14 protein-coding genes are annotated in these 13,655 nt (G+C 27.5%); all 14 read right to left on the reverse strand.

Translation table 11 applies throughout. The features are described 5' to 3' along the window. Window positions 1-107 precede the first annotated feature (107 nt). The 14 genes from glpK to KHQ81_06060 all read right to left on the reverse strand — a co-directional run bounded on the left by glpK (window position 108) and on the right by KHQ81_06060 (window position 13,640). On the reverse strand, window positions 108-1,598 hold the full coding sequence (gene glpK, locus KHQ81_05995; protein QVK19250.1) for a glycerol kinase GlpK: 1,491 nt from the start codon (window positions 1,596-1,598) through the stop codon (window positions 108-110). A 63-nt stretch (window positions 1,599-1,661) separates the two neighbouring features. After that, a complete protein-coding gene (locus KHQ81_06000; protein QVK19251.1) occupies window positions 1,662-2,366 on the reverse strand; it encodes an aquaporin family protein in 705 nt (234 codons plus the stop codon). A gap of 1,221 nt (window positions 2,367-3,587) precedes the next feature. Then, entirely contained in the window at window positions 3,588-4,241 is a 654-nt protein-coding gene (locus KHQ81_06005; protein ID QVK19252.1) for a hypothetical protein, read from the reverse strand. Between the two features lie 470 nt (window positions 4,242-4,711). After that, on the reverse strand, window positions 4,712-5,062 hold the full coding sequence (locus tag KHQ81_06010) for a hypothetical protein (protein QVK19253.1): 351 nt from the start codon (window positions 5,060-5,062) through the stop codon (window positions 4,712-4,714). A gap of 245 nt (window positions 5,063-5,307) precedes the next feature. Next, entirely contained in the window at window positions 5,308-6,282 is a 975-nt protein-coding gene (locus tag KHQ81_06015) for an IS30 family transposase (protein QVK19254.1), read from the reverse strand. Between the two features lie 193 nt (window positions 6,283-6,475). Then, window positions 6,476-7,480, reverse strand: coding sequence for an IS3 family transposase (locus tag KHQ81_06020; GenBank protein ID QVK19255.1), 1,005 nt, complete (start codon window positions 7,478-7,480; stop codon window positions 6,476-6,478). After that, entirely contained in the window at window positions 7,456-7,953 is a 498-nt protein-coding gene (locus KHQ81_06025) for a transposase (protein QVK19256.1), read from the reverse strand. The genes KHQ81_06020 and KHQ81_06025 overlap by 25 nt, the downstream gene beginning before the upstream one ends. Window positions 7,954-8,436: 483 nt before the next feature. Further along, window positions 8,437-9,105: a hypothetical protein gene (locus tag KHQ81_06030; protein ID QVK19257.1), complete on the reverse strand. Its 669-nt coding sequence runs from the start codon at window positions 9,103-9,105 to the stop codon at window positions 8,437-8,439. Window positions 9,106-9,225: 120 nt separating this feature from the next. Further along, a complete protein-coding gene (locus KHQ81_06035; protein QVK19258.1) occupies window positions 9,226-9,654 on the reverse strand; it encodes an ABC transporter ATP-binding protein in 429 nt (142 codons plus the stop codon). A gap of 231 nt (window positions 9,655-9,885) precedes the next feature. After that, window positions 9,886-10,479 (reverse strand): hypothetical protein, encoded by a 594-nt coding sequence (locus KHQ81_06040; protein ID QVK19259.1) that lies wholly within the window; start codon window positions 10,477-10,479, stop codon window positions 9,886-9,888. A gap of 29 nt (window positions 10,480-10,508) precedes the next feature. Then, window positions 10,509-10,763, reverse strand: a complete 255-nt coding sequence (locus tag KHQ81_06045; GenBank protein ID QVK19568.1) for a CbrC family protein — start codon at window positions 10,761-10,763, stop codon at window positions 10,509-10,511. A 20-nt stretch (window positions 10,764-10,783) separates the two neighbouring features. Further along, complete coding sequence (locus KHQ81_06050) at window positions 10,784-11,644, reverse strand: hypothetical protein (GenBank protein ID QVK19260.1); 861 nt, start codon at window positions 11,642-11,644, stop codon at window positions 10,784-10,786. Between the two features lie 395 nt (window positions 11,645-12,039). After that, window positions 12,040-12,864, reverse strand: coding sequence for a GNAT family N-acetyltransferase (locus KHQ81_06055; protein QVK19261.1), 825 nt, complete (start codon window positions 12,862-12,864; stop codon window positions 12,040-12,042). A gap of 170 nt (window positions 12,865-13,034) precedes the next feature. Further along, on the reverse strand, window positions 13,035-13,640 hold the full coding sequence (locus tag KHQ81_06060; protein ID QVK19262.1) for an RDD family protein: 606 nt from the start codon (window positions 13,638-13,640) through the stop codon (window positions 13,035-13,037). Window positions 13,641-13,655: the final 15 nt, after the last annotated feature.

Consider the following 13,655-nt stretch of genomic DNA (forward strand, 5'->3'; position numbering starts at 1 on the left):
GACAACTCAATTTGAGATGTCTTCTTTATTGTTGGGCTTTAGGATGTTTTATTTTTAAAGCCCTTTTTTATATTTTACTTTATTGTTTTCATTCTTTACTTCTAGGTTTATTTATAAGACATGGTTGATTGAACAGCTTTTTTCCAGCCATCATACATTTTTTCACGTGTTTCATTTTCAAGAGTTGAAGTAAACACACGATCAATTTTCCATGATTTACTTATTTCTTCTTTGTTTTTCCAGAATCCTACTGCTAGACCGGCTAAATAAGCTGCACCTAGAGCAGTCGTTTCACTTACTGTAGGACGGTCAACATGAGTCCCTAAAATATTTGCTTGAAAATCCATTAAGAAATTGTTTTTAACTGCACCACCATCGACACGTAATGACTGTAATTTTATTTTTGAATCTTCTTCCATAGCACATAAAACATCTTTTGTTTGATAAGCAATTGATTCTAAAGTAGCACGAATTAAATGCTCTTTTGTTGTCCCACGTGTTAAACCAAATATAGCACCGCGTGCATCACTATCCCAATAAGGTGTACCTAATCCAACAAAGGCAGGTACGACATATACACCATCTGTACTTTCTACCTTAGTAGCATAGGCTTCACTATCAGAGGCATCTTTGAACATTCTTAATCCATCTCTTAACCATTGTATACTAGATCCTGCTACAAAGATACTTCCTTCTAATGCATAGTCTACTTTTCCATCTATTCCCCATGCGATGGTTGTTAACAATCCATGGTTTGATTTAATGGCTTTTTCTCCTGTATTCATTAACATGAAACAACCAGTACCATATGTATTTTTAGCCATTCCTTTTTCAAAACAAGCTTGACCAAATAAAGCTGCTTGTTGGTCACCTGCAACACCTGCGATAGGTACTTCATGACCAAAGAAATGGTGTGCTACTGTATTCGCATAAATATGTGAAGATGGTTTAACTTCTGGTAACATATTTTTTGGTACATTTAATATTTCAAGTAACGTGTCATCCCATTGTAAATCATAGATATTATACATTAACGTTCTAGATGCATTAGTATAATCTGTAACATGTGCTTTTCCACCAGATAATTTCCAAATTAACCAGGTATCAATTGTTCCAAACAATAAATCTCCATTTTCTGCTTTTTCTCGTGCACCTTTTACATTATCTAAAATCCATTTTACCTTTGTTCCTGAAAAATAAGCATCGATTAATAAACCTGTTTTATCTCTAAACATCTCACTATGACCTTGAGCTTTTAACTCATCACAAATACCAGATGTTTGTCTAGATTGCCATACAATCGCATTGTAGATAGGTAATCCAGTGAACTTATCCCAAACAACTGTAGTTTCACGTTGATTTGTGATACCAATAGCGCTTATTTGATTAGGTAGTATGTTTGAATTTACCAAACTTTCTGATATTACAGCTAATACAGATAACCAAATTTCATTCGCATTATGTTCAACCCATCCTGGTTTTGGGAAGATTTGTTGAAATTCTTTTTGAGCAACAGATATAATATCGCCATTTTTATTAAATATAATGGCTCTACTACTTGTTGTTCCTTGGTCTATTGACATAATATATTTTTCCATATTGATTCTCCCTCTATATTACTAGATTATATATATTTTTTTATAAAAATAATTATTATTGTATTATGCAAAAAATCCTAAGTATAAAAGTGCTGCTAATGAACCACCAATGATAGGTCCAACGACAGGAATCCATGCATATTTCCAATTTGAGTTTCCTTTATTTGGAATTGGTAAAATAAAATGAGCAATTCTTGGTCCTAAATCCCGTGCTGGATTAATTGCGTAACCTGTAGTTCCACCTAAACTTAATCCGATTGATACAATCAAAAATCCTACTGCTAATGCGCCTAAACCAGCAGACATTTCCTGTAATCCCATCACAAGTATTACTAATACTAAAACAAATGTTCCTACTATTTCACTAAATAAGTTGAAGAATGTTCCTTTTATTGCAGGTCCTGTAGAAAATACACCTAAAACTGAATCTGAATCCTTTGTTTCCTCAAAATGTTGATAATAGTAAATTGCGACAATTGTTGCACCTATAAATGCACCAATCATTTGAGCAACGATATATAAAGCAACCTTACTCCAAGCAAATTTATTAGCTATCGCCAATCCAATTGTTACCGCAGGGTTCAAATGAGCTCCAGAGATATGACCTGTTAAGTATACCGCCATTGCTACCGCAAATCCCCATCCTAATGTTATTACAATCCAACCTGATCCTTCTGCTTTACTTTTTTTAAGTACCACACCAGCTACAACGCCACCTCCAAGTAAAATTAAAAGCGCTGTACCAATTACTTCAGCAAAAAATTCCATTATGTAATCCTCCTGATTCTATAATTGAAATGTAAATATTAGTTGGGCCCTAAGAATAATAAAAAAAATCAAAACGCGTCCCATCAAAATAAGGGTCTGGTTTTGGTTTTTCTCTATTTCTCTCACCTAATATTAACTTTCTGAAACGAGTATAACATCTCGGGAAAACGTTTACAATCCTTAGTGAAATTGTTCACATATATTTCTCTTGACTTTTATGTTTTATTATTATATAGCTAGATAATAATAAAATTGGTAATATATAACAATGCATTATTTTCGGATATTTCTCGCGAATTTTCAGTAAAAACACTAAAAGAAGAACATATATTTCCTTCTTAATATTTTACAATATTTTTCATAAATGATATGAAATATTGACTTTAAATATTACTTTTTTACTGAAAGAGGAATTCTTATCAGACGCTACTGAAAATGTCGTGTATTCTATAGGTATACTTTATGTATATAATTCACTTTTCCTAATGAGTTTGTAATCATCATACACCTCATTATTAAGTTTAATTAGTTATTAGATATATAACAGCTTTTTTAACTTCTTTAAAAAATCAAAAATCTTTTAATAATATGTGAATTGGTCTAGATGCAAAATTACCAACTCATTACAGTAAAAATTCATACATAAATCTTTTTTTATTATTTGGTTTATTGTCTAAGTTCTAATTAATTATTATCCTAACATATATACCATATTTTACCATAAATTAAAAAATATCGATATATTTTGTAAATAATTCTTAGTTAAGTTTAACATGATGAATTAGTGAATTAAGTGATATATCTAGAATCAATATAAAGGAGAAAAAATTGTGAACGACTTAAAATAGATTATTTAAGTGTGACAAGATGACTGGTTATAAATATAAATCACACATGATATAATATAAAAAGGCTTAAGTAATTCTACTTAAACTTTAAACATCAATATGTTGGATAATTTGATATTGAATCAAACTATATATACACTAATTCCTTATTAGCAAATACACTGACTCAACGCGTACTTGAACTACAGTCAATTTTTTCTCATAACAAAACTATTCAGAAATAGTACGACTCCTTTATCATAAGTGGGTAGTTTTTTATTTGTGAAGGACTTTTAGGCAATTATATTAAATTATTTGTAGTTGATGAGATCAAATTGATTATTTTTTTCTATTAAATAATAATAATTTATAAAAGGTACTTTCTCATATTTTTTTAAAACAATTCGTCATTATTATTTATATTAGAATATTCATTTATATCAAACTTTTTAGCTAAATACCACTTTAAAACCAGATTACTTAATTTGTAGAGAGTTAGTACAATAGCTGTATAAAATGAAATATTAATAATTAATGCTCCATTTTCTTGTGGTACTTTAGATAAATCTTTAGCTATAAAGTATGCAATATATCCAACTCCTGTAGAAACAAATGGAACAGCTTTGTATTCTTTATTCCTTTTGTTATAGGCAATATTTCTCATTATAATAATGAATATAATAAAAATAATAATTTGAAAGACAATGGCCATTAAAAACAAAAGATTATTAAAAGATTGGATAATGCTTAAACCAGAATAGATTAGAATATTTGCATTAATAACTAAAAATAAAAATGACAGTCCATACATGAATAAGTTATTTTTAAACTCACATTTGTCATATATTTTTAAATAAATATTAATAAATAAATATATTGAAAACAATATAGAATAAATAATCAATAATAAATGATCTTGATTCACTAGTAATGACATTATTGAAAATAAATACATAATTGTATTAGCTAAAATTAATTTGTTGACTCTTTTGTTGTCAATTATGTATCCCCTATTTATAAACATTTGTGCTTTATCTTTATCAATCATATTCTTCACTCCAGTTAAAATATTAAAATTCTATTATGAATCTGCTACAATTTTTATTTTTTATTATCTATCTATTAAGTTTTTAAAACGCTTCATCAGTACTTGTTATTTCAAAAAACCTTGATACTTGAGTTGTATAGTTTGATTTATAATCATTTATTCAAGAGGATTGACTCAAAAATCCATTCTATAGAAATGTTCGCTGAAATTATACATACTTAAAACAGAATCATACTTTATCATATTTAGATAAAATACAGGTTCTTACTTGTTTAAAATCATAAAAGATATCAGCTACTAAGGAAAAATTAGTAAACATAAATTTTGAGCAATAAAGTATTTTTGATGAGTTATTAGCTTTTTGTACTCTTTAACGACTATACCATTAAAGATAATATCTTGAAGAAAAATTATTACTATCACAATCACAATTAAACTTATATTTAGTTCGTCTAGACTATTTGCGTCAATTATAATTCATAACTAATGAAAATTCCGGCAATTACAAAACATTCTGCCAGTAAGTGCTTAATCTTAAATAACTTAACACTTTTAATAAGATTCCTCTGAATATTTGACTTATATAAATTAGTATTTAATGTATTTATTTTATCTTCATTAATAATATTATTTGACATTAATAGAATAGCTAGATATCTAGTATACGTAGTAGTGAAATAAACTGTTCTTTTTCCAAAGTAACTCTTGGTTTTTTTTATCATTTTACAGTTTTCATTAAATAAATTAAGTTTACTAGATTCTTCATAATATAATGAAGAATAATTTATTACTAAAAATGGAATTAAAAATATGTTTAACAATATGATCACTCTAATCTTTTTTTCACTATAAATAAATTTTCCTTCTCGATAATATCTAAAAACTTTTTTCCAAACAACCATACTATATATACTGAGAGAGTATGCTAATAATAAATATAAAGTTACTACCAAAGACTCATGATCCAATAAATCAATAATTTCATACAATTTAAAAATATATACACCAACTAGAAATGAAATGATTTCTGAATTGTCAATACAAATCCGACAAATAATTATGATACTTAAGCAACTGGTAGTAGTGTATCTACACCGGTTGTTTTTTTCAACACCTCTGCAGGTGTTAAATAATTTAAAGACTTACGTGGAATGCTATTCCACTTATTTGCTATTAGGTTTAATTCTTCTTGGGTATAAACTGATAAATTAGTGGATTTAGGTAAATCTTTTCTTACAATACCATTGGAGTTTTCATTCAATCCTCTTTGTCCTGGAGAGCCAGGGTCACCAAAATAGATACCCACATTTACTAAACTCTCCTGCTCAATTTCTTTCCATTTTGAGAATTCTTTTCCACGATCAAAGGTAATTGTTATAATACAGTTATTAGGTAGTTCATTGAGCCAATTACATGTTGCTAATTTCACATCTTCACTTTTTCTACTTGCCTTTAACAAGATAATGTATTTAGTTTGTTTTTCAACTAATGTTACAATTGCAGACTTACGTTTCTCGCCCACAATTGTATCGCCTTCAAAGTGTCCATATTCCTCATTACTACTAGCCATAGGGTGCTTTTCATTGCGCTCATGAATCGTCTTACAGACGTTTATTTTACCTCTAGTTTCGTTATGCCCTTTAGGATTTCTTTTACCTTTGCGTCTTAGTTTATTCTTGTCTATTAAATCTCTTTTAACCATGTTGTATAAAGTTTTAGTTGAACATCTTTCTTCTACTTGATCTACTTTATCTCTACCAGCTTTGGCATCTAGTGACCAATCAGAATCTAACCTATAATCAATTTCTTTTAGTTTTTCTTCAGATAACTTAATATGTTTTCTTCCACATCTTTTTCTATTTTTTAGGTACTGATTATAAATTTGAATTACTGTAAGTCCTTGAATAAACAACTTATAATACGTATAAACTTTATCTTTTCCTATTTGCATTCTGAGTGCGCATTCTCTAGCTTTTATACCTAATCTATAATTTGCCTCTATATTTGTTAATTCATTTACGGTAATATGTTTATATGACATGTATGATACTCTTTATTTGTTTGGCGATGAATTAAGTGTATCATACATGTCTTTTTTTGACACTTTATTTCGCTTAATGTCAAGGTAGTTGTCGCATATTTTTAATTTTTTTAAGAAGATTTTGTTTCTTCTTTTTCCAAAATTGATGATTTTTCTGGGTTTAACCAAACTATGTTTTCCACACTCCAATTTCTTATGTTTCTCGACCATCTTTCTGGTGTTTAAGTTGTGCTTGTTCATAGACTTTAATTCGCTTTTTTAATATTTTATTAGATAAACCGGAATGCCTTTGGTGTGGAGTTAAATATTTTATCCCACTATGAAGATGTTCATAGTTATACCAGTTTATAAACTGTAATGTCCAAGTTCTTGCTTGTTTAATAGTCTCAAAGCCCTTATCTGGGTAACCTGGACAATATTTGAATGTTTTAAATATAGACTCCGCATAAGGATTATCATTACTTACTCTAGGTCTACTATTTGATGGAGTAATACCTAGTTGATAAAGGGTCTCTAAAAGAGTGGCTCCTTTCATCGGACTTCCATTGTCAGAATGAAGCACTAAAGGTTTTTTATGTAAAAGTATATTTTCTGCTAATACTGCTCTTTTAACTAATTCACTAGCGTGTTGAGCAGATTGTTCAGACCATATTTCCCATCCTACTACTTTTCTACTAAATAAATCTAGGATCAAATATAAGTAATAATACATCCCTTTTATTGGTCCTTTTAGATAAGTAATATCCCACATCCATACTTGATTAGGACCTGTGGCATAATGTGTTGATATAGGTCTATTTTGGGGTTTTTTAGTATTTCCTCTATGTTTTAGTTGTTTTTCTTCTCTTAAGATTCTATATATTGTTGATTCAGATGCTAAATATATTCCTTTATCAGCTAGGAGCGGCACAATTTCATTAGGAGATAAGTTTTTATATTCAGGCTGATTTACGACTTTTAAAATTTCTTTTCGTTCTTTTTTAGTTAATCTATTTTTGGGTGCTTTTTTTTTACTAATAGGTCTTTGATCTTCATTTGGTGATGAATCACTTCTCCATCGTTGAAGTGTTCGTAAACTAATTCCTATTTCTTCACATGCTTTTTCTTGTCTTGCTCCATTATCTACAGCTTCTCTTATCAGTGATATTGCTTTTTTGCGATCTGTGGCACTGATTAATCTTCCTCGTCTTCCCCCCAAATCGCACTTGCCTTTTTTCTAAGTACAAGAAGGGCTGCTGCTTCTGCAAGTGCTGATTCTTTTCTTTGTAGTTCTTTATTTAATTTCTTAAGTTCTTGATTTTTTTCTCTTAACTGCTTTTGTAGTTCTGTTGCTTGTTTAGCTACACCACCATTAGCCTGCATACATGCATCTCGCCATTCTTTAACTTGATTAACATATAGTCCTTTATTTCTACAATACTTAGATAATTCTACTTCACTTAATGTTGCAGTTTCTAAGACAATATGAAACTTATCTTGTGTACTCCATTCTTCTGATTTTAAAGGTTGTTCGTTAACAGGGATTCCATTTTCTTTCGCTTTCTTTTTCCAAGTAAAAAGTGTTATTTCTGGTATTCCTGATTCTCTTGATAATTCTTTGACTGATTCATTATGTGGTGGCATCATTCTTTGTATTAATGATAACTTATAATCCTTTGAGTATCTTGCCATAAAGTTGTTCTCCTTACTAAGTTTTTAAATTTTATTTCAAGACAACTAGTTGTCTTGAAATAACTTACTATGTCTACTATACTATTTTTAGAGCTCCATGACAACTATTCTAACACAGAGGGATTTGTCTGATTTAATTATACAATTTGGGATTACAAAAAAAATAAAATGATAATTTCTATAATTTAATAACATTCTCTTAAAAGCTATTTTAATATCATTCTTCTCTTGCATAATATATGTTCCCTTCATATAATTAACTCCATTGAAAAATTTTAACTAATGAAAAATCATAAATATATTTGGAAGAATAATAACCTGCTACACCGCCAATCAATCCTCCCACAAAGACATCTTTTCCAAATAAATTAACTGGAATAGGGATACTTAACCAATTTTTATCTTATTTAGGTTTTTTGTTAAATAAAATCATTTTATCAAAGACACCTTTTAATGATTTTTTTATAAAAAAATCCAGACCTTCTATATTTTTTTATATTTTTTATTGAAAATATAGAAATCAGACAAATACTGTTTTTTATATTTAAATAAGTTTTTATAGTCCAAAAAACTACCTTTTGTAGGTATACTATTTAATAATCTAATACGAATTGAGAAGTTTCTCTTTAAAACATTATTTTTTATTAGTGCTATTTTCTGTTTTTTATTATCTAAATCACAAAAATTAATATATTTATTATTAATATTATTAATTTTTATTTTTTTAAAAATTCCTCTATGATTAATTTCTTTATTATTATAAATGTTTACATAAACACTAAAGAATATTATCTCATATATTCTTTTCTTTTGGTTTCTCCATTTTCTCATATCATATTTTTTTTGATATTTATTAATAATCCAAATTCCTTTTTCTACTTCAATAATATTTATCTCATTGTTTAAAATAATATTCGGGTGTAGATCAAATTCCTTAAAATTATTATTTGGAACTCCAATAATTAAAGGAAATTGAATCAAACCAAAAACTAATATTGAAGCAAACCCAAAAGAAATGCCTAGTATTCCAAAAACAATATAAAGTATCCGATTTGATATTAAAATATCTAGCAGAATAAAGAGAATGGAAAATAGAAAACATAACTTCAAAATTAATATTCGATTTTGATTATAATACTTATCTTTTTTCAAATTAATCTCCCTTCTCGTATAAATCTTTATATAATTCAAATGAAATTTTATACAATTTTACTTTTATGAAAAATGTTCATTTTAATTGATTTTTTGGCAACAAAACTTGTTATAGCCCCCTTAATATAACATTCTATCATAATAACCTTTTTCAAATATTATTATTCCTTCAATAGGATCTAATGGACATTCATCAGCAAATGGTGCATAAACACCTATTCCGTACTTATAAGATGTAAAACCAGTATCATCAACTTGAATATTTTTATCCAATTTAAAGAATAAATCTTTTATTTCTTGATATGACATATTCATTAAATTAATATCATTAAATGTAACTACAGCTGGATTAAAAAACTCTATAGCTTCACAAACACCTGGTTTTTTATAAAATATATGACAAGTATTGTATGCATCAGTATACAATTCATCATCTTTAAATTTCTTAAATTTACGTGGTTCAGCTAATAAAATATTTTGTATTTGCTCACTCGTCATCCCAAACATAATTTTCCCTGCACCAATGTATGGTTTAATTTTAAATTTCATGTTCTAACCTCACTAATTTAAAAACATATATGCATATTCTAACATTTGCTCAATTGCCAAATCCTATTTATCTCCAAGTTTTGATCTGGTATCATTAATAACCATAAGTTGAGCATCGATAAAATTACCTTAATCAATAATTGAATTTTTACTATAGCAGGTCCCTCTCTATGAAGTGGAACCTGTTTTAACTATATTAAAATAAAAATCAGCTTTTTTAAAAGAACCTCTTCAGTTAGAATCATTTAATCTATAATCTTCTTGTACAAAACTAACTAACAAAAATAATGTAAATAAAATTCCTCCTATGTACTTAGCTAAAGAACCTGAACCTGATACATCTATTTCTATAAACTTGTAAGAAAAAATATAAAATAAATAATAAATAACTATATAAATTAAAGTTGAAAGCCAGAAAAGAATTTTTTGTATCTTATTATAATCAGATAATCTTAATGAACTTTTATAAGTATCAAAAGCTTTATTATTTGAATTAAGTATTTTCTTTATTAAAAAATAATAAATAACTGAACTCAAAATATATATTAAATAAAATCTTAATTGTAACAACTGTATACCAAAATTAAAAACAAATAATAAGAATTGCCAATATATATTGGTCTTATTAGAAATTTTGTATTTAATCAATTTAAAAATCGCTACAAAAAATAAAACTATGTTAATAATGAATAAAATAATATATATATATTCAGCTGCAATGTAATCTATTTCATTTATATATTTTACATCATCAGACTCAAAATGAAGATAAGATAAATACCAAAAGAAAAACATTAATATTTCTACTGCGATAAATTTCAACATAAATACCTCTCATTAATAATACTCTATTTTTATTTACTTCTCGTGCACTTGAATAAATAACCCTGCAAAGTGCCGCCTTTAAACAACCATTTTTCAAGTTCCTCTTGAGTTAGTTGATATTCGAGCTTTATCTTTTCTATATCATCTTTCAGTTCATCTGCAAGCTCTTTTATTTCTTCCCAACCTACATAATCAATAAACATACAGTAATCATCACAATGACTAAGCCAATGTTCAGTCTGCCATGATGCATAACTCGATGTTCGATATATTAACTCATACAGATATTCTTTAGCTTACTAAATCATAATACTTCATCATCTATGGTAAGACCTGTTAAATTTATGAATTTTAATATGTCGTAAGCTGGAATGTATAAGTCATACACATCTACACCAACATCAATGTGAGCAATATAATACGGTTTAATATTAAGCATTCCATTATCATATCTAATTTTATATTTTGTATACTCACCTTTAGCAGGTTCTTCTTTTTTATTCCACATTGGAGCTATCTTCTTATTAACTTTTTCAAGAGAAGTAGATTGATTAAGAGGAATTTTTACGACCCGTTTTAAATCAGCAATAAATAGCTCGTTATCCTTTATATACATATACTTTTCTTGATTTATAAAATCAATTGATATTGTTTTATCTCGCGAGATTTTGCCAGCAATTACTTCATAATAAAATATTATTATATCTATTTGCACAGCATCTTCTGGCACACCAAGCTGTGAAAGACATGATTTCTTAACAGTTTCAACTTGTTGTACTGATTGTTCAAATTCAGGTGATTCTTTAACATTATTCCTTATAAGTCTCTCATAAGTGAAAAGAAATAACCAAATAATAAATGAAATAGGCAACATACCTATTATTACTGGTGCATTTTTATACGCTTGTGCTATTGTTATCCTCTCAGTTAAAGATCCTGATAAAATTGCTAATATTGTCACCCATGCAAAAAAAGCAATAGCTTGAATCACTGTTAATTTGATTGGTATTGATGCTTTTAGCTGTTGTTTTGCTTTCATGTTCAATGTTTGTTGAAGTTTATGTTCTTGCGAAACGTCTATTTTATTAGATACAAAATATAACTCTTCTCTCTGAACGATATTTTCATTATCCGTCATGTTTACACTAAACAATATTTTCGTCATTATTCCACACCCTTTCTAAATCATAAGTATTATATCATAGACTAAAAAACTAAACAGAATACATAATAATTCGATATTCTTACGTCCTACTTATAATACAGCTCATTGTAACATTTTTAATTGTAAAATAGTGGATTCTCTTTATCAAGCAGCTCTTTTTATCTTTGGATTTAACAATATTTACACCTCATTGTTAAACATTTTCTTCATGTTTTTTATGATTCTGTTTTCATACTCTGGTGTCCAATATATTCTAAGTTTTCTTCTCACCTAATATAACAGTATAAAAAATTATTTGCACTTAACTAATTATGCAATCATATTTCTAAGTATAGAGCTATTTTGTGTAATTTATTTATTTCGCAAATAAATTACATCAGTAATTTCTTAAATATTTATATTTTTTTTACCATACTGTATGATTTATAACCTCTTGGATCGTTTTCTTTTGTAAAAACTATCTTGTATCCCAGTTTTTCATAAAATTTTTCTGCTTGAAACTCTACTGTACCTAAATTAATACTATAGACATTTAGCTCCTTTGCTTTTTCCTCTATTTTATACATTAGGTTCTTACCAATTCCATTCCCTCTGTACGCTTCATCAACTGCAAGTCGACTTATATACATTGAATCTTCAGTAACAATCCCATAAACTCCCCCAACATATTTATTATCATCTAATGCTACAAACAATATATTTCTTTCTTGCATAGGATGAATATTATTATCACAATTAAATCTCTCTATTCGATTTAATAAAATAGAATTATATGCACCTATTTTTTCATTAACTACAATTACTTCAGTTTGTGCATTACTTTTTATATTAAAATCTGTATTCTTCAAATAAAAATATCTAGTTGTTCTTGGTGTTTTCTCTGTAATTCCTCCAATATCAAACCCTATAGACTTAAAATCTTCAACCCTAGATTCAACTTCTGTATATAATTTTAAACCTACTGCTTTATTTATATAATAATGACTAATTTCTGATATCAACTTATTTAATATATCAATATCCTCATAAAACATATTATTAATACTTACCCAATCCCACATGTAGTTTGTGTAAACAGCTCCAACCAGTTTTTCACCATCTAAAGCATAAAAATATTCAGTTGATGAATCCCTTTCACCAGTAAACTTTATATTATAATCTCTTAAATGTTTTTTCAGTTTATCTTCATATTCAAAATTTTTATCCTCTATATATCTCACTTTTATCCTCCTCGCATAAGTTTGTATTTTATTGTATTAGACAAATTAATAAAAGTATGGAAATTGTTGCATATCAATGGAAAAAACCGCAATCACATGTGATACGGTCCATTTTAATATATAAAAATATAACAACTATCAATATAAAACTATACATTTGAAGGTAATAATTAATCTTTAAAAATTTGAGAGATATTTTCTAAGTAGTCGGTTGATTTTGAATATCTATTTGATTTTATTATCTGTCCATTTTTTGAATAATCATCTAAAAATAGGTCATATACTCGTTTCTTAACAATAATCACCCCTTGTCTTCTCATTCTTGGACTTTGATTTGTATTGCTAAATAAAGTAGAAAATATTTCATAGGTATCATTATATTTAAAACCTATAATTAATCCTTTTAACCAAAAAGAGAAAAACATTTCCTTATCCATTAATCTTTGATTACTAATACGGGCAAATCTGAGACCAAACATTCTAAATCCAATACTATGACCGCCTAGAAAACCTATTATTATATTATAAAATAAAAGAATACAAATTGGCAATACTACTAAAAGAGTCAAATCAGTTATAGGGTCATAACATACAAATAAAATTTTACTAATATACAATATATAGAAATAGAACGCCACCAGCAAAAAGCATATTAATACATCTACAATACCTGAAAGATAAAATTCCAATTTATTACATATTGTTAGCATAATAGCTTGTTCTGGAGCCATCTTACTATTTTTATGATTTTCTCTAAATTGCTCATACCTATACATAAATCCCCCTCCTCT

Source organism: Mycoplasmatota bacterium (assembly GCA_018394295.1).
Lineage (GTDB): Bacteria > Bacillota_I > Bacilli_A > Haloplasmatales > Haloplasmataceae > JAENYC01.

Coding starts and splice junctions, on each gene's coding strand:
- KHQ81_06025 (QVK19256.1), bottom strand. CDS start 7,953: ATGGCAAGATACTCAAAGGATTATAAGTTATCATTAATACAAAGAATG.
- KHQ81_06060 (QVK19262.1), bottom strand. CDS start 13,640: ATGTATAGGTATGAGCAATTTAGAGAAAATCATAAAAATAGTAAGATG.
- KHQ81_06015 (QVK19254.1), bottom strand. CDS start 6,282: ATGTCATATAAACATATTACCGTAAATGAATTAACAAATATAGAGGCA.
- glpK (QVK19250.1), bottom strand. CDS start 1,598: ATGGAAAAATATATTATGTCAATAGACCAAGGAACAACAAGTAGTAGA.
- KHQ81_06005 (QVK19252.1), bottom strand. CDS start 4,241: ATGATTGATAAAGATAAAGCACAAATGTTTATAAATAGGGGATACATA.
- KHQ81_06000 (QVK19251.1), bottom strand. CDS start 2,366: ATGGAATTTTTTGCTGAAGTAATTGGTACAGCGCTTTTAATTTTACTT.
- KHQ81_06035 (QVK19258.1), bottom strand. CDS start 9,654: ATGAAATTTAAAATTAAACCATACATTGGTGCAGGGAAAATTATGTTT.
- KHQ81_06040 (QVK19259.1), bottom strand. CDS start 10,479: ATGTTGAAATTTATCGCAGTAGAAATATTAATGTTTTTCTTTTGGTAT.
- KHQ81_06050 (QVK19260.1), bottom strand. CDS start 11,644: ATGACGAAAATATTGTTTAGTGTAAACATGACGGATAATGAAAATATC.